Source organism: Cupriavidus phytohabitans (genome assembly GCF_017815025.1).
In the GTDB taxonomy this organism is placed as follows: domain Bacteria; phylum Pseudomonadota; class Gammaproteobacteria; order Burkholderiales; family Burkholderiaceae; genus Cupriavidus.
Genome location: NZ_JAGIQB010000011.1, coordinates 1 through 20,672, shown reverse-complemented (window position 1 = coordinate 20,672; position 20,672 = coordinate 1). Strand labels below are relative to the sequence as shown.

The window sequence follows — 20,672 nt, the reverse complement described above, 5'->3', positions numbered from 1 at the left end:
CTCCGGTGGTGGACTGCCTGGGATGGGGGCCGGCTGCACGGTGCAGCCGCCTGCGCTTCATGATACACGCAGCCGGAGGCCGCGTATGACGCTGACGTGACAGCGCCGCCGGGGTCAGGCGCGCGCCAGCCGGAACTGGCCGACGGCCCGGTGCAGCATGTCGGCCTGGTCCTCCAGCGACGCCGCCGCGGCGGCCGCCTCTTCCACCAATGCCGCGTTCTGCTGCGCCATCTGGTCCATCTGCGACACCGCCTGGTTGACCTGCTCGATGCCGCCGGTCTGCTCCTCGGTCGCGGCCCGCATCTCGCCCATCAGGTCGGTCACGCGCTTGACCGCTGCCACGATCTCATCCATCGCCTTGCCGGCGCTTTCCACCAGCACCGCGCCGTCTTCCACGCGTTGCGCCGAGTCGCCGATCAGCGCCTTGATTTCCTTGGCGGCGGTGGCACTGCGCTGCGCCAGCGTGCGCACCTCGCCGGCCACCACGGCGAAGCCGCGGCCCTGCTCGCCGGCGCGCGCGGCTTCGACCGCGGCGTTCAGCGCCAGGATGTTGGTCTGGAAGGCGATGCCCTCGATCACGCCGATGATGTCGACCACCTTGCCTGAGGCCTGCTTGATCTCACCCATGGTGCCGACCACCTGGTTGACAATGGTGCCGCCGCGCACGGCGATGTCCGATGCACCCTCGGCGAGGCGGCTGGCCTGGCGCGCGTTGTCGGCGCTCTGCCGCACAGTGCTGGTGAGCTGCTCCATGCTCGCGGCGGTTTCCTGCAGCGAGGCGGCCTGCTCTTCGCTGCGGCGCGACAGGTCGGCATTGCCCGCGGCGATCTGCTTGGCCGCGCCGGCGATCGAATCGGCCGAGCCTCGAATACTGCCGATCGCGCCGGTCAGGCGTGCCTGCATGCGCTGCATCGCGAACAGCACGCTGTGCTCGTCGCCGGGGCGCACTTCGACATGGCCGGCGAGGTCGCCCTCGGCAATGCGGCCGGCGATCTGCGCGGTGGTGGCCGGCTCGCCGCCGAGCTGGCGGTGCAGGCTGGCGGAGACGCGCACCATCACCAGCGACATCAGCGCGCCGACCGCCAGCAGCAGGCCCAGCGCCTTCAAAAGCTCGGTGCGGAACGCTGCTTCGATGTCATCCAGGTACAGTCCGGCGATGAAGTTCCAGTCCCAGGGGCGGAAGTTGGCCACGTAGCTCAGCTTCGGCTGCGGCGCCTCGGCGCCCGGCTTGGGCCAGAGGTATTCGACGAAGCCCTTGCCGGCGCCCTTGCCGATCGCGGCGATGTCTCGGAACAGGTATACGCCGTTGGGGTCCTTCGTCCCCTCCATCGCCTTGCCGTTCATCTCCGGCTTGAACGGGTGCATCAGTACCACGGTGTCGGAACGCATCAGCGTGAAGTAGCCATCGGCGCCGAAGCGCATCGCGCGCACGCGCTCGATGGCCTGCTGCTTCGCCTCGTCGGCGGGCAGCTTGCCCGCCTTCGCCAGCGCCTCGTACTCGGCCACTACCGAGACTGCCGTGTCAGTGACGTGGGCCAGGTCGAGCCGGCGCTCATCCATGCGCAGCGTGCGTATATGCCAGGCGTTCCACAGCGTGATGCCGAGCAGGCAGACCCAGCTCAGCACCAGCGGCAGCAGCAGTTTTTTCTTCAGGCTCAGGTTGTCCAGCATGCTTTTCATTCCTCCTTCAGCGCATTGCGCATTGCTCATCGGTGACACGCATCTGCGGCATCATTCATGGCTGACGCCTGTCGGGGCGCGCGTGTGCGTCTGGGCTAACGGCGGGGAGGGAAACTAACTTGATTGGGGTAATACCGTCCATGCTGCGCATATGGTTGATTGGTTTTAACAAACGGGACATGAAAGTGCTGTAATTGGCTCTTTTATTCGCCGGCAGCGTGCGCGGCGTGATTCCGGCATCTCTTGTCACGCGATGACACCTGAAGTCCGGCAGAATTCGGCACGTTGTACCCACGCAACCCTTCTCCCTACGCCTGCCGCCCGCACCCATGGTCACCCTGCCAAGTCCCTCCGAAAACAGCCGCCGCCATGACGGCCCGCTTGCCGTATTCCTGTTGTTCCTGCGGTTGGGGCTGACGTCGTTCGGCGGGCCCGTCGCGCACCTGGCGTTCTTCCGCGAGGAACTGGTGCGGCGCCGGCAGTGGCTGAGCGAGGCCGCCTATGCCGACGTGGTCGCGCTGTGCCAGTGCCTGCCTGGCCCAGCAAGCAGCCAGACCGGGATCGCGCTGGGGCTGTCGCGCGCGGGATACGCCGGCGCGCTCGCCGCATGGCTGGGTTTCACGCTGCCGTCGGCATTGCTGATGATCCTGTTCGCGCTGGGCGTCTCGCACTACGGCATGGCCGCGGCACCCGGGGTGCTGCACGGGCTCAAGCTGGTCGCGGTGGCGGTGGTGGCCCAGGCGGTGTGGGGCATGGCGCGCACGCTGTGCCGTGGCCCGGTGCGCATCGCCATCATGGTCGCCGCCACAGGCGCGGTGCTGGCGCTGCCGGGGTCGTGGACGCAGGTGGCGGTGATGGCCGTTGCGGCGCTGGCGGGCGCCTTGCTGCTGCGGCCGGCGCTGGCCGGCCCGCATGAGCCGCTCGGGCTGCCGGTCGGCCATCGTGCCGGCGCGCTGCTGCTGGTGGCGTTCGCCTTGCTGCTGGCCGGTCTGCCGGTGCTGGCGCAGTTGGGCGCCGACCCTGCCGTGCGCCTGTTCGACGCCTTCTACCGCGCCGGCGCGCTGGTCTTTGGTGGCGGCCATGTGGTGCTGCCGCTGCTGGACGCCGAAGTGGTGGCGCCCGGCTGGGTCGGCAAGGAAACCTTCCTGGCCGGCTATGGCGTGGCCCAGGCAATGCCCGGCCCGCTGTTTACGTTTGCCGCCTTCCTGGGCGCCTCGTCGCAGGTGCCGCCGGGCGGCTGGGCCGGCGGCCTGCTGTGCACGGTGGCGATCTTCCTGCCCGGCGCGCTGCTGGTGGTCGGCACGCTGCCGTACTGGGAAAGCCTGCGCCGCAACCGCCGGGCACAGGCCGCGCTGGCCGGCGTCAATGCGGCCGTGGTCGGGCTGCTGCTGGCGGCGCTGTGGCAGCCGGTGTGGGTCAGCGCGGTGCGCGGGCCGCTCGATATCGTGCTGGTCGCGCTGGCGCTGGTTGCGCTGATGGTGTGGAAGCTGCCGCCCTGGCTGGTGGTGCTGGCCAGCGGCGTGGCGGGGTGGGCCGCGGGAATGTGGCTATAACGTCGCTGCAGAAGCCGCTGTACAGGTGCCGCTGTGGCGTGGCCGGAAGACCCCGGCACGGCGTGCACCGTACGCAACACAAGACCTAGCTTGACCCTTGTAATGCGCCGTAATCTGACGCGCCGCGGAACCGTTTGCGCATTGAAATGAGAACGATTATTCTTCTCTTCGGCGTCCGTCATTGTGATGACAATGGCACAACCTCCGCGTCTTTTGTGCGAGGCGGCGCTCCAGCTTCCCAGGATTCCCAGCAGGGCCGGCCGCCGGCTCCAACGGGGCCAGCCGCTTACCACCGCAATGACCGAATCCCAGCCAGCTTCCGGCCAGCAGCGCCGCGCGTTCTGGCTCAAGCACCTTCACCAGTGGCACTGGATCAGTTCCGCGATCTGCCTGATCGGGATGATGCTGTTTGCCGTGACGGGCTTCACGCTCAATCACGCATCGCAGATCGAGGCAAGGCCCGCGGTCGAGACGCGCCACGCCACCGCGCCGGCCGCGCTGCTCGACACGCTGCGCGCACAGGAGCCTGCCGGCGCAGGTAAATCCCGCGATCGCAAGGCCCCGGTGCCTGAAGCGCTGGCCGCATGGCTGGCCCAGGCGCTCGATGTCGATGCCGGCGGACGCGAGGCCGAATGGTCGGCCGACGAGATCTACGTGGCGCTGCCGCGCCCGGGTGGCGATGCCTGGGTCAGCCTCGAACTCGACAGCGGCGAGGCCCAGTACGAGAAAACCACGCGCGGCGCGATCTCCTACCTGAACGACCTGCACAAGGGCCGCAACACCGGCCAGGCATGGAGCCTGTTCCTGGATGTGTTCGCGCTCGCGTGCCTGGTCTTCAGCGTCACCGGCCTGTTCCTGCTCAAGCTGCACGCGGGCGGACGCCTGGCGACCTGGCCGCTGGTCGGCCTGGGGCTGGTGGTGCCATTGCTGCTGGCGGTGTTGTTCATTCACTGAGCATGGCATTCACCAGACCGCCGGCATCCCGAACGATTTCCTGCTGTATCTCACTGACGAGGTTTCTCCGAATATGCGCAGACTGCTCTCCGTCACCCTGACCGGCATGGCCACGGTCCCGTTCGCGGGCCCCGCGCTGGCCGCCGACCTGAACGTCAAGGTGGAAATCCCGCGGCTCAACGTGGCCGAGTACCACAAGCCTTACGTGGCGATGTGGGTCGAGCGCGCCGACCAGAACCCGGTGCACACCCTGGCGGTCTGGTACGACGGCAAGCTCAAGGAAAGCGAGGGCACCAAGTGGCTCAAGGACATGCGCCAGTGGTGGCGCAAGGCCGGCCGCGACCTGAACATGCCGGCCGACGGCATCTCGGGCGCGACCCGCGCGCCGGGCGAGCACACGGTCAGCTTCCGCGACGGCAAGAACCCGCTGGGCAAGCTGCCGGCAGGCGACTACCAGCTGGTGGTCGAAGCCGCGCGTGAAGTCGGCGGGCGCGAACTGGTGCGCGTGCCGTTCACCTGGCCGCCGCAATCCGCACAGACCGCCCGCGCCAGGGGCGACCACGAACTCGGCGGTGTCACCGTCGACCTGAAGCCGTAATCCTTCCCGGAGCCTGACGATGAAACCTGCCGCGATCCTGTCTGCCATCGTGTCCCCCACCCGTTCCCGCATGGCCACCCGCATGGCCACAAACATGGCCGTGCTCGCCCTCGCCGCGCTGGCGCCGCTGGCCGCGCACGCGCACCGCCAGTGGCTGCTGCCGTCGGCCACCGTACTGTCCGGCAATGACCCGTGGGTGACCGTTGACGCCGCCGTCTCCAACGACCTGTTCTACTTCGAGCACGTGCCGCTGCGCCTCGACAACCTGCAGGTGACCGCGCCGGACGGCAGCGCCGTCAAGGCCGAGAACGCCGCGACCGGCAAATACCGCAGCACTTTCGACCTGCGCCTGACGCAGCCGGGCACCTACCGCGTGGCGGTGGTCAACCAGGGCCTGTTCGCCAGCTACAAGATCGATGGCCAGGCCAAGCGCTGGCGCGGCTCGGCGGACAACTTCGCCAAAGAAGTCCCGGCCAACGCGCAGGACCTGACGGTCACGCAGGCCGAAGGCCGGGTCGAGTCCTTCGTCACCGCCGGCAAGCCCAGCGACAAGGGCCTGCGCATCACCGGCCGCGGCCTGGAACTGGCGCCGATCACGCATCCCAACGACCTGGTTGCCGGCGACACCGCCAGCTTCCGCCTGCTGCTCGACGGCAAGCCCGCGAGCAACCTGAAGGTCGAGGTGGTGCCGGGCGGCATCCGCTATCGCGACAAGCTGCAGGAGCTCAGCGCCACTACGGACGCCGACGGCAAGTTCAGCGTCAAGTGGCCGGCGCCGGGCATGTACTGGATGGAAGCCGAAGTGCGCGACGACAAGGCGACCTTCAAGCAGGCCAAGTCGCGCCGCGCCACCTACGCGGTGACGGTGGAAGTGCTGCCGCAGTAAGCGTCCTCCTGGCTTGAATCGCATCCTCGTTCCGGTCGCGCTGCAAGCGCCCCCGGTGCCGCCCGCGCGCGATGCGCGGCAGCACCGCTGGGGCGGCGAGAGCATGGGCACGACCTGGTCGGTCGTGGCCATGCTGCCGCCCGCCGCGGATGCCGATGCCATCGGCGCCGGCATCGTTGCCGTGCTCGACGGCGTGATCGCGCAGATGAGCAACTGGGAGCCGGATTCCGATATCAGCCGCTTCAACCGCGCCGAGTCCGGCGGCTGGCACGAGCTGCCTGCCGATTGCTTTGCCGTACTGCAATGCGCGCTGCAGGTGGCGCGCGCCAGCGGCGGCGCGTATGACCCGAGCGCCGGGCCGCTGGTCGACCTGTGGGGCTTCGGCCCGGCACCGCGGCGCAGCGCGCCGCCGTCGCCCGATGCCGTCGAGGCGGCACGCGGCCGGTGCGGCTGGGCGCGCATCGAACTCGATGCCGAAGCGCGGCGCGCGCGCCAGCCCGGCGGCGTGTCGCTGGATTTTTGCGCCATCGCCAAGGGCTTTGCCGTCGACGCGGTGGCGCGCTACCTCGATGCGCAGGGCGTGGCCCACCACCTCACCGAGATCGGCGGCGAACTGCGCGGCCATGGCGTCAAGCCTGATGGCATGCCGTGGTGGGTCGCGCTGGAAGCGCCGCCCGGTCTTGGGAGCGACGTACAGGAAAAACAGGGCGGGCAGAGCCTGGTGGCGCTGCACGGCCTGTCGGTCGCCACCTCCGGCGACTACCGCCGCTACTTCGACAGCGACGGCCGGCGCTATGCGCATACCATCGACCCGCGCACCGGCTACCCGGCCAGCCACGCGCTGGCTTCGGTCACGGTGATCCACGCGCAGTGCATGCTGGCCGATGCGCTGTCTACCGCGCTGACCGTGCTCGGTCCGCAAGCCGGCATGGCGCACGCGCGCCGCCACGGCATTGCCGCGCGTTTCCTGGTGCGCACGCCGGGCGGTTTCGACGAACATCTTTCCCCGGCTCTTGCCGCGATGCTGGCATGAGCCGCTCCATCCTTTCCCCCCTTGTTTCACCGCTCGCCGGCGCCAGCTGGCTGGCGCTGGCCGGCGGCGTGGCGCTGTCGGTGCTGGGGCCGTCGCGCGACGCCATCGCCGCTGGCGTGGTGGCCGCCTATGCCGGCTTCTGCGGCACGGTGCTGGCGCACCACCGCCAGCGGCGCGCGCGCGTGGCGGCGCTGGCCAATGCCACGGACACCACGGACGGCGCCACGCTGGTCGCCTATGCCAGCCAGACCGGGTTTGCCGGGCAGCTGGCGCTGCAGACCGCGACTGCGCTGCAGGGCGCCGGCATGCCGGTGCAATTGCTGTCGCTGGCCGAGGTCGATGCCGGCCGGCTGGCCGCGTGCCGGCAGGCGCTGTTCGTGGTCAGCACTACCGGCGAGGGCGATGCGCCCGACAGCGCGTCCGGGTTTGCGCGCCGCCTGCTGGCCGGCGGCGCGGACGGACTGCGCGAGCTGCGCTATGGCATCCTGGCGCTCGGCGACAGCAGCTACGCGCGCTTCTGCGCCTTCGGCCACGCGCTCGACCACTGGCTGCAGCGCCATCGCGCGCAGCCGCTGTTCGACCTGATCGAGGTCGACAATGGCGACGCCGGCGCGCTGCGCCACTGGCAGAACCACCTGTCGGCGCTCAGCGGCGGCGCGGAGATCGCCGACTGGGAGCGCCCGCGCTACGGCGACTGGGTGCTGGCGCAGCGCCACCACCTGAATCCCGGCAGCCACGGCGCGCCGGCGTTCCATCTGGTGCTGGAGCCGCAGGAGCTTGGGGCGCTCGACTGGCAGCCCGGCGACATCGCCGAAGTCGGCCCATGCCATGCGCCCGCCGAGGTGGAGCGGCTGCTGGCGCTGCTTGCGCTTGACGGCGCCACCCGGGTGCGCTGCGACGGCCGCGGCTTCACGCTGGCCGAAGCCCTGGCCACGCGCATGCCGCTCCCAGATGCCCACTTTGCCGCGATGCAGGGCGTGCCGGCGCAGCAGCTAATCGATGCGCTGTCGCCGCTGCCGCACCGCGAGTATTCGATCGCATCGCTGCCGCAGGACGGCCGCCTCGAACTGCTGGTGCGGCAGGCACGCCGCGACGACGGCCGGCTGGGGCTGGCTTCCGGTTGGCTGACCGAGCATGCGGCCGTGGGCGCGCATATCGCACTGCGCATCCGCGCCAATCGCGGCTTCCATCCGCCCGCCGGCGACCGGCCGCTGATCCTGGTCGGCAACGGCAACGGCACCGGCCTGGCTGGCCTGCGCGCGCACCTGAAGGCGCGCGCCGCGGCGGGACGGCGCCGCAACTGGCTGCTGTTCGGCGAGCGCTCGGCGCAGCACGACGCTTTCTTCGCCGACGAACTGGCCGCGTGGCAGGCCGACGGCACGCTGCAGCGCGTCGACCATGCCTGGTCGCGCCACGGCGGCACGGCGCGCTACGTGCAGGACGCCCTGCGCGCGCAGGCGGCGCTGCTGCGCGAATGGGTCGCCGACGGCGCGGCGATCTATGTCTGTGGCAGCCTGCAGGGCATGGCTGGCGGCGTCAACGAGGCGCTCATGGAAATCCTTGGCGAATCCGCGTTGCGCGAGCTTGCCGACGAGGGCCGCTACCGGCGCGACGTCTACTAATCGCTCAAAGCGCCGTGCGGAGATCGGCCGCGCGGCTCGCGCCCCGGCCGCGCATGCACTATCTTCGGTGTGGACTGCAAAGCATTTGCAGCAAACACAAAACCGAGGAGACCTGATGCGACGCACCCCCTGCCGCCTTGCCGCCGCGCTGGCTTTGGTTGCCACCGCCATCGCCACCACCATCCCGGCCGCCATGGCCGAGGCGCCCGCGCGCGCCGACCGCCTGGCCGTACCCGGCCTGGAGAAGCCCGCGACGGTGCTGGTCGACCGCTGGGGCGTGCCGCACATCTACGCCGGCACGCTCTATGACGCCTTCTACGTGCAGGGTTTCATGGCCGCGCGCGACCGCCTGTGGCAGATCGACCTGTGGCGCAAGCGCGGCCTCGGCGAGATGGCCAGGGACTTTGGCCCCGCCTATGCCGACGGCGACCACATGGCACGCGCGGTGCTGTTCCGCGGCGACATGTACCGCGAATGGCTGGCCTACGGCTCCGACGCCAAGCGCGTGGCCGAGGCCTTTGTCGCCGGCGTGAACGCCTACGTGGCGCTGACCGAGCAGAAGCCGGAACTGCTGCCGCCCGAGTTCCGCAAGCTCAACTACAAGCCCGCGCGCTGGCAGGCCGAGGATATCGTGCGCATCCGCCACCACGGCCTGACGCTGAACTTCACCGGCGAGATCGATCGCGCCCGACTGTTCTGCCAAGCCAGGGCCGATGCCGTGCGGGCCGACTGGATCCGGCGCGAGCTCGACCCGCCGGTCGAGCCTAAGCTCAGCGCCGGCCTCGACCCCTGCACGGTCCCGGCCGCCGAACTGCGCCGCGCCTACGAACTGGCTACCGCCGCGGCGCGCTTCCCCAAGGACGCATGGAGCGGCGCGCAGTCCGCCAGCATCCCGCTCGACCAGCTCTATGCACTGGTCGATCCCGACAGCGACACCGGCCGCAGCCTCGGCTCCAACAACTGGGTCATCGGCGGCAAGCGCACCGCCACCGGCCGGCCGATCCTCGCCAACGACCCGCACCGCTCGCATGGCGCGCCCAGCCTGCGCTACATCAGCCACCTGAACGCGCCCGGCATGTCGGTCATCGGCGCGGGCGAGCCGTTCCTGCCGGGCATCTCGATCGGGCACAACGGCACCATCGCGTTCGGCCTGACGCGCTTCTACATGGACCAGGAAGACCTCTACGGCTACGAGCTCAACCCGGCCAACCCGCGCGAATACAAGTACAAGGGCCGCTGGGAGCCGATGGAGACCGTCACCGAGGAGATCGTCGTCAAGGGCGAGTCGGCGCCGCGCACGGTTTCCCTCGATTTCACCCGCCACGGCCCCGTGCTGCACGCCGACGCCGCGCGCGCCTGGGTACTGCGCGCCGCGTGGCTCGACTACGGCATGGCGCCGTACTTCGGCTCGATGGAATACATGCGCGCCCGCAACTGGGACCAGTTCCGCGCCGCCATGAACCGCTGGGGCGCGCCCGGCGAAAACCAGGTCTATGCCGACACCGGCGGCAATATCGGCTGGATCCCCGGCGGCCTGACCGTCAAGCGTCCCAACTGGGACGGGCTGACGCCGGTGCCGGGCGATGGGCGCTATGAATGGGCCGGCTACCGCAACATGGATGAACTGCCGTGGGCCTACAACCCGGCGCCCGGCTATATCGTCACCGCCAACGAGAACAACATCCCGCCCGAGCATCCGGCGGCGAAGCTGGGCGTGGGCTACGAATGGAGCGACGGCTCGCGCGCGCGGCGCCTGAAGGCGGTGGTGGGCGCCAATCCGCGCAGCTCGGTGCAGGACTCGATGGCATGGCAGAACGACACGGTGTCGCTGCCGGCGCAGCGCGTGGTGGCGCTGCTTCGCGACGTGCGCAGCGATGATGCGCAACTGGCGCGCGGGCTGGATCTGCTGCGCGGCTGGGACGGCAACGAACGCGCCGACAGCGCCGCCGCTGCGTTGTTCGAAGTCTGGTTCAGCAAGCACCTGCGCCCGGCGGTGGTGCGCGCGGCATTGCCCGCCGATGCCGCCCGGCTGGTCGGCGCCGGCGATGCCGCTCGCGTGGTCGCGGTGCTGGAGCAGCCCGACCCGTGGATGCCGGTGGCGCAGCGCAACGCGGTGATGCTCGAATCGCTGAAGGCCGCGATGGCGGAGGTGGAAGGCAAGCTCGGCCCGGACCCGCGCGGCTGGCAATGGGGCAAGCTGCACACCGCGGTGTTCACGCATCCGATGGACCCGATCCTGAGCGACGCCGAGCGGCAGCAGTTCAACGTCAACGCGGGCCCGATCGGCGGCTCGGCCTTTACGCCGATGAATACCAGCTACCGCAACAACGATTTCCGGCTGACCGCGGGGGCATCGTTCCGCATGGTGCTGGATGTGGGCAACTGGGATGGCTCGCGCGTGATCAACACGCCGGGGCAGTCGGGGAATCCGGCCAGCGCGCATTACCGCGACCTGGCGCCGTTGTGGGCCAGGGGAGAGTATTTCCCGCTGGTTTATTCGCGCAAGGCGGTGGAGAAGGCGAGCAGGGAGAGGCTGGAGCTGGTGCCGCAGTAAGACCGCGCATCGCAAAGTTGGCCGTCTGCCGCAAGCCGACGCCACTGGCAAACGCCCCCTCTCCCGCAAGCGGGCGAGGGGAGCAAACCGGCAGCGATGTGAATTTGCAGGGTCTTACTTCAACAACCCCAACACCGCCTCGGCCCCAGCCTCCGACGACGCCGGATTCTGCCCCGTCACCAGCCTTCCGGCCACCGCAACATGGCTGGCCCAGTCATCCCCACGCGTAAACCGCCCGCCGCTGGCCTTGAGCACATCCTCCACCAGGAACGGCACCACGTCGGTCAACTGCACCGCCGCTTCCTCGCTGTTGGTAAAGCCGGTCACTTCCTTGCCTTTCACCAGCGGCTGCCCGTCCGCACCCTTGACGTGCCGCAGCACCCCCGGCGCATGGCACACGGCGCCCACGGGCTTGCCGAGCCGGTCAAACTGCTCGATCAGCGCGATCGACCGCTTGTCTTCCGCCAGGTCCCAGAGCGGGCCATGGCCGCCGGGATAGAACACTGCGTCGAAGTCCTCGGCCTTCACCTTGTCCAGCGTCAGCGTGCTGGCCAGCACCTGCTGCGCAGGGGCATCGGCGCGGAAGCGGCGGGTCGCGTCGGTCTGCGCATCCGGATCGTCGCTCTTGGGGTCGATCGGCGGCTGGCCGCCCTTGGGCGAGGCCAGCGTGATGTCGGCGCCTGCGTCCTTGAAGACGTAGTAGGGGGCGGCAAATTCTTCCAGCCAGAAGCCGGTCTTCTTGCCCGTATTGCCAAGCTGGTCGTGCGAGGTCAGCACCATCAGGATTTTCATGTTCGTTCTCCGGTTGCGTCCACGGTCGGCCGGGGCAGCCCCGGCATTGGCAACATCCTACGCAGCTGGCTATGATTCGAAAACTTCGAATATTCGATTTCTTCCATCCAAAAAATGAATATCGGCGGCAAGGACCTGAACCTGCTCTACGTCTTCCATGTGCTCTACCAGGAAGGCAACGCCTCGCGCGCGGCGGCGCGCATGGCGCTGAGCCAGCCGGCGCTGAGCCACAAGCTGAACCGGCTGCGCGACGAACTGGGCGACCCGCTGTTCGTGCGCGCGCCGCGCGGCCTGACACCGACGCCGCGCGCGCATGAGCTGGCGCCACAGGTGCAGCGGCTGGTCGCGGAACTGGATGCCTTCTATGACGCCTGCGATGGCCGGGATTTCCTCGCGCGCAGCGAGGCTGTCCATCTCTACACCACCGACTACATGGAGCAACTGCTGCTGCCCGCGCTGCTGCCGCGGCTGCGGCGCGATGCACCCGGGCTGGTCGTGGTCACGCACAACACCCGCGGCGAGCTGCCGCGCGAAGAACTGGAGAAGGGCACCTGTGACCTGGCGATCGCGGGCTTCTACGAAGACCTGCCGGATACCTTCCACCAGCAGCGCCTGTACAGCGAAGACTTCGTCGTGCTGGCGTCAAAGTCCAACCCGCATCTCGCGCGCGGCCTCGATCTCGACGCATTCCTTGCTTGCGAGCACCTGCTGACGACGCTGACCGGCGACCTCAACGGCGTGGTCGACCGCGCGCTGGCCGCGCAGGGGCGAAAACGCAAGGTGGTGGCGGGATTGTCGAGCTTCCTGGCGCCGAGCCGGCTGGTGCGCGGCACGGCGCTGCTGCTCACCTGCCTGCGCTCGGTGGCGGAAGAGGCGGTTACGCGCGACCCGGACCTGCTGCTGCTGCCGGTGCCGTTCACCTTGCCCAGGGTGGAGATGATGCAGATCTGGCATGCGCGCACCGACGCCGACCGGCTGCGGCGCTGGCTGCGCCAGCAGATCCAGGAAGTGGCCGGCTCATTGCAGCCGCAGCCGCAGCCGCAGCCGCAGCGCAGGCCTGCTGCGCGCAAGCCGGCCCGGCCAGCGGTCAGGCGCGATTGACCACCGGCACCAGCGCGCCCTGCACCGCGCGCGCGGCGTCGGAAGCGAGGAACAGGATCACGTCGGCCAGCGCATCCAGGCCCACCCAGCGCGAGGGATCGGCATCCGGCATGGCCTGGCGGTTCTCGGGCGTGTCGAGGATGCTGGGCAGCACCGCATTGACGCGGATGCCCTGGTCGCGCAGTTCGGCGGACATCGATTCGGTGACACGCGCCAGCGCGTCCTTGGATGCGCAGTAGGCGCCCATCTGCGCCAGCCCGCGCGCGGCCGAATTGGCGCCCACGTTGACGATGGCGCCGCCGCCGGCGGACAGCATGTGCGGCACCACCGCGCGCGCCATGTTCAGCACCGTGCCCACGTTCATGTCGAACAGGCGGTTCCAGTCGGCCGCGCTGGTCTCGTGGATGCCCGTGCCCATGGCGAAGCCGCCGGCCAGGTTGCATACCACGTCGATGCGCCCGCACGCTTGCACGGCTTCGCCGATGGCCTTGCCGAGGCTGTCCGCATCGAGCAGGTCGGCCTGCAGCGCCAGGTGGCCGCTGCCTGCTTCCGGCAGCGGTGCGGCATGGCGGTCCAGCAGCACCACGCGCGCGCCTGCCTGTGCGAAGGCGTGCGCGACCGCGCGCCCCAGGTTGCCGCGTGCGCCGGTGACCAGTACGTTCTTGCCGTTGAAGTTCATTTGCGTCTCTCCTGCGCCATGGCGGCGCGCATTGTCATGATCAGGCTTCGCCCGGCCTTTTTCCTTTTTTACCATCGTGGCCGACAGCGAAAAACGCAAGCCAGTCTACGCAACGGCACGCAACATAAGCTTGCGAAAATACCTCGGGGTAACCCTTGAAACGCACAGGAAGTTGCGCGCCGCACTTACCGCGGGATTTACCGTTTCAGCCGTGCCGGGGTCTTCGCGGGCACCGCGCCTGAGGCCGTCGTCTCCTTCGCCGCGGCTTCCTCCAGGAACTGCACCAGCAGTTGTGCTGCCGGCGACAGCAGCGAGAAGTCGCGGCAGCAGATCGCAAAGCGCCGCCGCGCCCAGTCGTTGCGCAGCGGGATGACGCGCAGGCCAAAGGCCGTGGCGACGAGCGTGGCGATCTCCGCCGGGATGATGACGATGCCAAGTTCGGCGCGCACGCAGCGCAGCGCGGCGTCGAAAGTCGACACCACCGCGCGATGCGCCATGCGGCGGCCCAGGATCGCGGCATAGCGCGCCAGCATGATCTGCACCGCGGTCTGCGCCGGCATGGCGATCTGATCGTAGTCCAGCGTGTCTTCGAACAGGCAGGTATCCGCCCGCGCCAGCGGATGCCCCGCATGCACCACGGCCGCGAGGTGGTCGGTGCGGTAGGGGCGGGTCTGGAAGCCTTCCAGGTCTGCCGCGTCCCAGCAAATGCCCAGCGGAGCCGTGCCGTCGCGCAGCGCGCGCACCACTTCGCTGCTCAGGCTCTCTTCGATGGTGACGCGCACGTCGCGGTGCGCCGGCATCTGCATGAAGGCGGCGATGTCGTCCGGCAGCGATTCCGCCATGGTCGACACCGTGGCGAGCAGGCGCACCTGCCCGCGCACGCCGGAGCCGTAGTCGGCCATGTCGCGCGTTACGCGATCGGCCGCGGCGAGCATCGCGCGCGCATGAGCCAGCACGATCTCCCCGGCAGGCGTCGGAATGACGCCGCGGCGGCGTCGTTCCAGCAGCGTCGCGCCGACGGTCTCTTCCAGTTGCGCCAGGCGCTTGCTGATGGCGGAAGCGACGATGTGTTCCTGTTCGCCCGCGCGCGCCATGTTGCGGGTTTCGCAGACGGCGACGAACAGGCGCAGCGTGGTGAGGTCGAGGTCTCGCATGGCGGGGGGGCAATGTTTCCGGATTGGAATGCTACGCCCGTTGAAAGATCCATGACATCGCATCCGGGAAATCCCGTAGCGTAGCGCGAGGCACCTTATGACTTTCCGTTTCGGCATGTCTGGATGCGTAAATCATCGCTTCAGCTTGCCCGCAGAAACTCATAGAGTTCTTCCATCGCCCCCCGTCGGGACGCCTCACCAGTCCCCGAGAACCATGACGCACTCCTTCCCCAGCCAAGCCGTGATCCGCGAAGTCGGTCTGCGCGACGGCCTGCAAAGCATCCGCACCATCCTGCCCACCGCCAGCAAGCTGGCGTGGATCCGCGGCGCGCATGCCGCCGGACTGCGCGAACTGGAAGTCGGTTCGTTCGTCCCCGCGCGCCTGTTGCCACAACTGGCCGACACTGCCGAACTGGTCGCGTTCGCGCGCACGCTGCCCGGCATGTTCACGTCGGTGCTGGTGCCCAACCTGCGCGGCGCGCAGGACGCGCTGGCGTGTGGCGCCGACCTGATGATCGTGCCGCTGTCGGCCAGCCACGCGCACAGCCTCGCCAACCTGCGCAAGACGCCCGATGAAGTCGTTGCCGACGTGGCGCGCATCCGCGCCGCGCGCGATGCCAGCGGCGCGAAAACGCTGATCGAAGGCGGCGTCGGCACGGCATTCGGCTGCACGCTGCAGGGCCATGTCGATGCCGATGAAGTGCTGCGGCTGATGCAGGCGCTGCTCGATGCCGGCGCCGACCGCGTCAGCCTGGCCGATACCGTCGGCTATGCCGATCCGGCCATGGTGCGCGAGCTGTTTGCGCGTGCCATCGCCATCGCCGGCGAGCGCTTCTGGTGCGGCCATTTCCACGACACGCGCGGACTCGGCCTCGCCAATGTCTATGCCGCGCTCGAAGCCGGCGTGACCCGCTTCGACGCCTGCCTGGCCGGCATCGGCGGCTGCCCGCATGCGCCCGGCGCCAGCGGCAACGTTGCCACCGAGGATCTTGCCTACCTGCTCGGCAGCATGGGCATCGATACCGGCATTGATATCGGCCGCCTGCTGGCGCTGCGTGAAGACGTGGCCGGCTGGCTGCGCGACGAAACCCTGCACGGCACGCTATGGCGCGCCGGCCTGCCCAAGACCTTCGCGGCCCAGCGCGCCAACGCCGCCGCCGCTACCGCCTGAGAACGAACATGCCCCAAGACAGCAACAGCAATTCCCTGCCGCTCGCCGGCGTCCGCGTGGTGGAATTCACGCACATGGTGATGGGTCCCACCTGCGGCATGATCCTGGCCGACCTCGGCGCCGAGGTGATCAAGGTCGAGCCGCCCGGCGGCGACAAGACGCGCAACCTGCCGGGCCTGGGCATCGGCTTCTTCCGCGCCTTCAACCGCAACAAGAAAAGCGTGGTGCTCGACATCACCACCGACGATGGCCGCGCCGCCGCGGCCGAACTGGCGGGCCAGAGCGACATCCTGCTGGAGAACTTCCGTCCCGGCCTGATGCAGAAGCTGGGGCTGGACTACGCCACGCTGTCGCGCGATTACCCGCACCTGATCTACGTGTCGCACAAGGGCTTCCTGCCCGGCCCGTACGAGAACCGGCTGGCGCTGGATGAAGTCGTGCAGATGATGGGCGGCCTGTCCTACATGACCGGCCCGAGCGGCCGGCCGCTGCGTGCCGGCACCTCGGTCAACGACATCATGGGCGGCATGTTCGGCGCGATCGGCGTGCTGGCCGCGCTGCGCGAGCGCGACCGCACGGGCAAGGGGCAGGAAATCCAGAGCGCGTTGTTCGAGAACTGCGTGTTCCTGGCGTCGCAGCATATGCAGCAGTACGCGATGACCGGCGAACCCCCGCCGCCGATGCCGTCGCGCGTGTCGGCGTGGAGCGTGTATGACGTGTTCACGCTGGCGCAGGACGAGCAGCTCTTTATCGGCGCGGTCAGCGACAAGCAGTTCGTCACGCTGTGCCACGTGCTGGAACATCCGGAGCTGATCGACAAGCCGGAGTACGCCAGCAACACCTCGCGCGTCGCCGTGCGGCCGCAACTGCTGGAAGAGCTGGGCGCGATCCTGCGCCACCATCATTCCGCGGAACTCGCGCCAAAGCTCGAAGCGGCCGGCATTCCCTATGCGCCGATCGTGCGCCCGGACCAGCTGCTCGACGATCCGCACCTGCTCGCCAGCGGCGGACTGGTGCCGATGCAGGCGGACGACGGCTCGACCACGCCCACGGTGCTGCTGCCGCTGCTGATGGGCGGCCGCCGCCCCGGCGTGCGCAGCCCGCTGCCCCGCGCCGGCGAGCACAACGAAGAGATCCTGGCGCAGCTCGGCAAAGGCCGCGGCTGAGGCGCCTGACGGGCAAGCCGCGCTACAGCGGCGCCAGCAAAGCCCAGCGATAACGAAACGGAGACAAAGCATGCAACGTCGCACCCTGCTCAAGTCCGCGCTGGCACTTTCCGCCACGCTTGCCGCCGCACTCGCCGCCCCCGGCTCCGAAGCGCTCGCACAGGGCGGATCGGGCAAGCCCGTGCGCCTGATCCTGCCGATCAGCGCCGGCTCCGGCGTCGACACCATCGCCCGTGCCGCGGGCCCCGCGCTGGGCAGGGCATTCGGCCAGCCGGTGGTGATCGAGAACCTGCCTGGCGCCGGCGGCATCACCGGCGCCGCCGCCGTGGTCAAGGCGCAGCCGGACGGCAGCACGCTGGGGCTGGTATCGAACAACCACGTGATCAACCCCAGCGTATTCCGCGCGATGCCGTTCGACGCGATCAAGGACATTACGCCGATCAGCGTGATCGGCACCACGCCGCTGGTGCTGGTGGTCAACCCCAAGGTGCCGGCGAAGAACGTGAAAGAGCTGGTGGCGCTGCTCAAGGCCAGGCCCGATGGCTACAACTACGCGTCGTCGGGCAATGGAACCATCATCCACCTCGCCGGCGAGATGTTCCTGGACGAGGCGGGCGTGACGGCACGCCATGTGCCGTACAAGGGCACCGGTCCGATGGTCAACGACCTGCTTGCCGGGCAGGTGGAAATGGGCGTGGTCGCGCTCAATGCGGTGGCGCCGCACCTGAAGGCGGGCACGCTGCGCGCGATCGGCCTGTGCGGCGACAAGCGCACGGCCGCCGCGCCGGACATTGCCACCATCGCCGAACAGGGTTTGCCGCGCTACAACGTCGCGGGCTGGTTCGCTGTCATCGGCCCGGCCGGCATGCCGGCGCCGGAAGTCAAACGCGTGCACGATGCCTTTGCCAGGGCCTTCACGTCGCCCGAAGTGCTGGAAGCGATGAAGAAGCAGGGCACGGTGGTCGAGCCCGGCACGCCGGAGGCCGCCGCAGCGTTCTTCCGCAGCGAAGCCGCGCGCTACGCCGCGCTGGTGAAGAAGGCCAACGTCAAGGTCGAATAAGCCAAAGGATTTTCCTGCTTCCTGCTTCCTGCTGCCAGCGTGGCCCGCGCCTTATCCGGGGCGGCCGCGATGGTGGCCTTCTGTCCTCACCAGATCCATCATGACTCTCTACAAGCTTGGCGAGCTCGCGCCCGCCATCGCCGGCAGCGCCTTTGTCGCGGCCGAAGCCACCATCATCGGCCGCGCGGAACTGGCCGAACACGTGTCGGTCTGGCCCGGCGCCGTGATCCGGGCCGACAACGAGCCGGTCACCATCGGCATCGGCAGCAACGTGCAGGAAGGCGCCGTGCTGCACACCGATCCCGGCTGCCCGCTCGCGCTCGGTGCCGGCGTGACCGTGGGGCACCAGGCCATGCTGCACGGCTGCACCGTGGGCGACGGCGCGCTGATCGGCATCCAGGCCGTGATCCTGAACAACGCCACGATCGGCGCCGAATCGCTGGTTGCCGCCGGGGCGCTGGTGACCGAGGGCAAGCAGTTCCCGCCGCGCTCGCTGATCCTGGGCTCGCCCGCCAAGGCGGTGCGCGAGCTGACCGATGACGAAGTGAAGAACCTGCGCGCCAACGCGGAGGACTATGCACGCCGCGCCGCGCACTACCGCACGGCGTTGGAGAAGGTCGGCTGAGCAGCCAACGCCACGGCCCGTCCGGGGGCCGCGCCGGCAGGTTGTCCGGCAAGCGCCTAGAATGTCCTGCATCCCGCCATGCAGGAGCACGACGATGTCAGGCAAGCCCGTCAGGATCCCAGGCCCCGACCACCCCATCACCATCACGCCGACACAAGGACGCGTGGTGGTCAAGGCGGCGGGCCGCGTTGTCGCCGACAGCACCGCGGCGCTGACGCTGCAGGAAGCCAGCTACACCCCGGTGCAGTACATACCGCGCGCCGATGTCGACATGGCGCAGCTCGCGCGCAGCGATCACGCCACCTACTGCCCGTACAAGGGCGACTGCAGCTACTTCTCCATCCCGGCCGCCGGCGAGCGCGGGCGCAATGCGGTGTGGAGCTACGAGACGCCTTACGATGCGGTCGCCGCGATTGCCTCGCACGTGGCCTTCTACCCGGATCGCGTCGACAGCATCGATATCGGCGGCATCGGAGATTGAATGTGCCGGCGCAGTCAGGGTGACAGCGCCGCGTCGATCATTGCCACGGCGAGTCCGGTCAGCAACGCCAGTGCGGAAGCGATAAACCACCGCACTGTCCTGCGGTATTCCTCCACCGCATCGTCCTCGATGCGCAGCGCGCGGAACAGCGCGACGATCTGCAGCGAGACCGCTGCCAGCAGCGAGATCGCGGCGAACACCGCGCGCACGTTCCAGTGGCCCGGGCTTTCGAAGCCCCAGAAGCGCCAGAACGCCAGCGAGAATCCCAGCAACACCGTGATGGCGGTGATGATGCCCTGGCGGTAGCCGCTGGGCACCACCGGCGGCACGGGGGCCGGTGGCGTAGCGGATTCGGCGGGAGGTTTCGGCAGTGGCGGCCATGGCACCCCCTGCGGCGCATTGCAAGCGCGGGTTGTTATCCAGGCAGTCTAGGCTGCCATGCGCCGAGTGCAATACCAGGCCGGCGCAGCCGGTGCTTCAATCAGCCCTTGCTGAAGATGCTGTAGAAGTCCGGCGCGCCGCTGTCTGGCATGCTCAGGTCGAGCGAGCCTTCGATATGCTCGAGGTGCTCGGCCATCAGTGCGCTCGCGCGCGCGGCGTCGCGCTGCTCGATGGCATCGATCAGCTGGCGGTGCTCGTGCTCGGCGCACGCGGGCGCGCCGGGCCGATCGTACAGCGTGATGATCAGGCAGGTCAGCGAAACCATCTCGCGGATCAGCTTTTCCAGGATCGCATTGCCGGCCATCTCGGCCAGCAGGATATGGAATTCGCCTGACAGCCGGATCATCGCGGCGCGGTCGCCGCGGGCGCGAGCGTTGTCTTCTTCCATGGCATGGCGGCGCAGGCTGCGGACCTTGGCCGACGTGGCGCCCAGCGCCAGTTCCGCGGCCAGCGCGGGCTCGACCACGCGGCGGGCCTGGAAGACCTCGCGCGCCTCGTCGACCGTGGGACTCGACACGAAGGCGCCGCGGTTGGGCACCAGCGTCACCAGCTTTTCATGCGCGAGGCGGGCAAACACTTGCCGGATGCGGGCGCGGCTGGCGCCGGTGACTTCGCACAGGCGTTCTTCGACCAGCTTGGTGCCGGCGAGCAGGCGATGCTCCATGATCGCGGTGAGCAAACCAAGGTAGATCGCCTCGGTGGCGGAGGCCTCGCCGGCGGCGGACTCGTTGCCGGCAGGTTCCTCCGGATTGCTGGCTGGCGGTGCGGCTTTGGGTGCGGGCCGGCGCGGCGCTTTCGCCGCCGCGCCGGGCGCCGCCTTCTTCGATGTGGTTGCCATATCGGGGTACGGACAGTCGGGATGTCGCCGGAAGTGGCGACGAAATACGGCTATATCGTACACAAATATGGCGACGAGGGCGTCGCTCCTCAGGCCGTGGCAGGCTCCCTCGTCGCGCCGGCAACCGCAGAGGCAGCCGTCGCGGGGCGGAACGGATGCACCTGTGCCCAGTGCCGCGCGATGTCGACACGGCGGCAGATCCACACCTTGTCATGGCCCTGCACGTAGTCGAGGAAGCGCTGCAGCGCGCGGAAGCGGCCGGGGCGGCCGAGCAGCCGGCAGTG

At 69.2% G+C, this 20,672-nt stretch carries 19 protein-coding genes and 1 pseudogene; 13 read left to right on the top strand and 7 right to left on the bottom strand.

The window, feature by feature from the left end:
• Positions 1 to 114 precede the first annotated feature (114 nt).
• Positions 115 to 1,671: a methyl-accepting chemotaxis protein gene (locus J8I34_RS09715; RefSeq protein ID WP_209805928.1), complete on the bottom strand. Its 1,557-nt coding sequence runs from the start codon at positions 1,669 to 1,671 to the stop codon at positions 115 to 117.
• A gap of 338 nt (positions 1,672 to 2,009) precedes the next feature.
• On the opposite strand from J8I34_RS09715, the gene chrA reads away from it, so the two are divergent.
• The 7 genes from chrA to J8I34_RS09680 all read left to right on the top strand — a co-directional run bounded on the left by chrA (position 2,010) and on the right by J8I34_RS09680 (position 10,880).
• Complete coding sequence (chrA, locus tag J8I34_RS09710; RefSeq protein WP_209805927.1) at positions 2,010 to 3,233, top strand: chromate efflux transporter; 1,224 nt, start codon at positions 2,010 to 2,012, stop codon at positions 3,231 to 3,233.
• Between the two features lie 297 nt (positions 3,234 to 3,530).
• Positions 3,531 to 4,187, top strand: a complete 657-nt coding sequence (locus J8I34_RS09705) for a PepSY-associated TM helix domain-containing protein (protein WP_029045192.1) — start codon at positions 3,531 to 3,533, stop codon at positions 4,185 to 4,187.
• A 73-nt stretch (positions 4,188 to 4,260) separates the two neighbouring features.
• Positions 4,261 to 4,785 carry a DUF2271 domain-containing protein gene (locus J8I34_RS09700; protein ID WP_209805926.1) on the top strand — a complete coding sequence of 175 codons (525 nt, stop codon included), beginning with the start codon at positions 4,261 to 4,263 and terminating at the stop codon, positions 4,783 to 4,785.
• A gap of 19 nt (positions 4,786 to 4,804) precedes the next feature.
• A complete protein-coding gene (locus tag J8I34_RS09695) occupies positions 4,805 to 5,671 on the top strand; it encodes a DUF4198 domain-containing protein (protein ID WP_371748057.1) in 867 nt (288 codons plus the stop codon).
• A 13-nt stretch (positions 5,672 to 5,684) separates the two neighbouring features.
• Complete coding sequence (locus J8I34_RS09690) at positions 5,685 to 6,704, top strand: FAD:protein FMN transferase (RefSeq protein ID WP_209805925.1); 1,020 nt, start codon at positions 5,685 to 5,687, stop codon at positions 6,702 to 6,704.
• Positions 6,701 to 8,326, top strand: coding sequence for a sulfite reductase subunit alpha (locus J8I34_RS09685; RefSeq protein ID WP_209805924.1), 1,626 nt, complete (start codon positions 6,701 to 6,703; stop codon positions 8,324 to 8,326). Before J8I34_RS09690 ends, J8I34_RS09685 begins: the two co-directional genes overlap by 4 nt.
• A gap of 115 nt (positions 8,327 to 8,441) precedes the next feature.
• On the top strand, positions 8,442 to 10,880 hold the full coding sequence (locus tag J8I34_RS09680; protein ID WP_209772981.1) for a penicillin acylase family protein: 2,439 nt from the start codon (positions 8,442 to 8,444) through the stop codon (positions 10,878 to 10,880).
• Between the two features lie 114 nt (positions 10,881 to 10,994).
• Here J8I34_RS09680 and J8I34_RS09675 read toward each other — a convergent pair whose 3' ends face one another.
• Positions 10,995 to 11,672, bottom strand: a complete 678-nt coding sequence (locus tag J8I34_RS09675; protein WP_209805923.1) for a type 1 glutamine amidotransferase domain-containing protein — start codon at positions 11,670 to 11,672, stop codon at positions 10,995 to 10,997.
• Positions 11,673 to 11,786: 114 nt separating this feature from the next.
• Between J8I34_RS09675 and J8I34_RS09670 the strand changes: the two genes are divergently transcribed.
• On the top strand, positions 11,787 to 12,773 hold the full coding sequence (locus J8I34_RS09670; RefSeq protein ID WP_245175867.1) for a LysR family transcriptional regulator: 987 nt from the start codon (positions 11,787 to 11,789) through the stop codon (positions 12,771 to 12,773).
• Here J8I34_RS09670 and J8I34_RS09665 read toward each other — a convergent pair.
• Entirely contained in the window at positions 12,760 to 13,452 is a 693-nt protein-coding gene (locus J8I34_RS09665; RefSeq protein WP_029045200.1) for an SDR family NAD(P)-dependent oxidoreductase, read from the bottom strand. The two genes, J8I34_RS09670 and J8I34_RS09665, sit on opposite strands and share 14 nt — an antisense overlap.
• Before the next feature lie 197 nt (positions 13,453 to 13,649).
• The gene (locus J8I34_RS09660) at positions 13,650 to 14,606 is read right to left on the bottom strand and encodes a LysR family transcriptional regulator (protein WP_209772994.1); all 957 of its coding nucleotides are present in this window, start codon (positions 14,604 to 14,606) and stop codon (positions 13,650 to 13,652) included.
• 214 nt (positions 14,607 to 14,820) lie between these two features.
• On the opposite strand from J8I34_RS09660, the gene J8I34_RS09655 reads away from it, so the two are divergent.
• The 5 genes from J8I34_RS09655 to J8I34_RS09635 all read left to right on the top strand — a co-directional run bounded on the left by J8I34_RS09655 (position 14,821) and on the right by J8I34_RS09635 (position 19,109).
• Positions 14,821 to 15,777, top strand: coding sequence for a hydroxymethylglutaryl-CoA lyase (locus tag J8I34_RS09655; RefSeq protein WP_209805922.1), 957 nt, complete (start codon positions 14,821 to 14,823; stop codon positions 15,775 to 15,777).
• A gap of 8 nt (positions 15,778 to 15,785) precedes the next feature.
• Positions 15,786 to 16,943 carry a CaiB/BaiF CoA transferase family protein gene (locus J8I34_RS09650; protein ID WP_209805921.1) on the top strand — a complete coding sequence of 386 codons (1,158 nt, stop codon included), beginning with the start codon at positions 15,786 to 15,788 and terminating at the stop codon, positions 16,941 to 16,943.
• 70 nt (positions 16,944 to 17,013) lie between these two features.
• Positions 17,014 to 18,003, top strand: coding sequence for a tripartite tricarboxylate transporter substrate binding protein (locus J8I34_RS09645; protein ID WP_209805920.1), 990 nt, complete (start codon positions 17,014 to 17,016; stop codon positions 18,001 to 18,003).
• Between the two features lie 100 nt (positions 18,004 to 18,103).
• On the top strand, positions 18,104 to 18,628 hold the full coding sequence (locus J8I34_RS09640; RefSeq protein ID WP_209805919.1) for a gamma carbonic anhydrase family protein: 525 nt from the start codon (positions 18,104 to 18,106) through the stop codon (positions 18,626 to 18,628).
• Positions 18,629 to 18,722: 94 nt separating this feature from the next.
• The gene (locus J8I34_RS09635; protein ID WP_209805918.1) at positions 18,723 to 19,109 is read left to right on the top strand and encodes a DUF427 domain-containing protein; all 387 of its coding nucleotides are present in this window, start codon (positions 18,723 to 18,725) and stop codon (positions 19,107 to 19,109) included.
• 14 nt (positions 19,110 to 19,123) lie between these two features.
• Here the strand turns inward: J8I34_RS09635 and J8I34_RS09630 are convergent, their stop codons facing one another.
• The 3 genes and pseudogenes from J8I34_RS09630 to J8I34_RS09620 form a co-directional block, all read right to left on the bottom strand.
• Positions 19,124 to 19,495, bottom strand: coding sequence for a hypothetical protein (locus J8I34_RS09630; RefSeq protein ID WP_371748056.1), 372 nt, complete (start codon positions 19,493 to 19,495; stop codon positions 19,124 to 19,126).
• A gap of 95 nt (positions 19,496 to 19,590) precedes the next feature.
• Entirely contained in the window at positions 19,591 to 20,388 is a 798-nt protein-coding gene (locus J8I34_RS09625; protein WP_029045209.1) for a GntR family transcriptional regulator, read from the bottom strand.
• A gap of 89 nt (positions 20,389 to 20,477) precedes the next feature.
• Positions 20,478 to 20,672, bottom strand: a pseudogene (locus tag J8I34_RS09620) (allantoinase); the annotation flags it as partial.

What these genes read in the sequence shown, in the direction of transcription:
- J8I34_RS09655 (WP_209805922.1), top strand. Translation starts at nt 14,821, where the DNA reads ATGACGCACTCCTTCCCCAGCCAAGCCGTGATCCGCGAAGTCGGTCTG.
- J8I34_RS09660 (WP_209772994.1), bottom strand. Translation starts at nt 14,606, where the DNA reads ATGCGAGACCTCGACCTCACCACGCTGCGCCTGTTCGTCGCCGTCTGC.
- J8I34_RS09695 (WP_371748057.1), top strand. Translation starts at nt 4,805, where the DNA reads ATGAAACCTGCCGCGATCCTGTCTGCCATCGTGTCCCCCACCCGTTCC.
- J8I34_RS09625 (WP_029045209.1), bottom strand. Translation starts at nt 20,388, where the DNA reads ATGGCAACCACATCGAAGAAGGCGGCGCCCGGCGCGGCGGCGAAAGCG.
- J8I34_RS09715 (WP_209805928.1), bottom strand. Translation starts at nt 1,671, where the DNA reads ATGCTGGACAACCTGAGCCTGAAGAAAAAACTGCTGCTGCCGCTGGTG.
- J8I34_RS09635 (WP_209805918.1), top strand. Translation starts at nt 18,723, where the DNA reads ATGTCAGGCAAGCCCGTCAGGATCCCAGGCCCCGACCACCCCATCACC.
- J8I34_RS09680 (WP_209772981.1), top strand. Translation starts at nt 8,442, where the DNA reads ATGCGACGCACCCCCTGCCGCCTTGCCGCCGCGCTGGCTTTGGTTGCC.
- J8I34_RS09645 (WP_209805920.1), top strand. Translation starts at nt 17,014, where the DNA reads ATGCAACGTCGCACCCTGCTCAAGTCCGCGCTGGCACTTTCCGCCACG.
- J8I34_RS09705 (WP_029045192.1), top strand. Translation starts at nt 3,531, where the DNA reads ATGACCGAATCCCAGCCAGCTTCCGGCCAGCAGCGCCGCGCGTTCTGG.
- J8I34_RS09670 (WP_245175867.1), top strand. Translation starts at nt 11,787, where the DNA reads ATGAATATCGGCGGCAAGGACCTGAACCTGCTCTACGTCTTCCATGTG.
- J8I34_RS09675 (WP_209805923.1), bottom strand. Translation starts at nt 11,672, where the DNA reads ATGAAAATCCTGATGGTGCTGACCTCGCACGACCAGCTTGGCAATACG.
- chrA (WP_209805927.1), top strand. Translation starts at nt 2,010, where the DNA reads ATGGTCACCCTGCCAAGTCCCTCCGAAAACAGCCGCCGCCATGACGGC.
- J8I34_RS09650 (WP_209805921.1), top strand. Translation starts at nt 15,786, where the DNA reads ATGCCCCAAGACAGCAACAGCAATTCCCTGCCGCTCGCCGGCGTCCGC.
- J8I34_RS09685 (WP_209805924.1), top strand. Translation starts at nt 6,701, where the DNA reads ATGAGCCGCTCCATCCTTTCCCCCCTTGTTTCACCGCTCGCCGGCGCC.
- J8I34_RS09640 (WP_209805919.1), top strand. Translation starts at nt 18,104, where the DNA reads ATGACTCTCTACAAGCTTGGCGAGCTCGCGCCCGCCATCGCCGGCAGC.
- J8I34_RS09665 (WP_029045200.1), bottom strand. Translation starts at nt 13,452, where the DNA reads ATGAACTTCAACGGCAAGAACGTACTGGTCACCGGCGCACGCGGCAAC.
- J8I34_RS09700 (WP_209805926.1), top strand. Translation starts at nt 4,261, where the DNA reads ATGCGCAGACTGCTCTCCGTCACCCTGACCGGCATGGCCACGGTCCCG.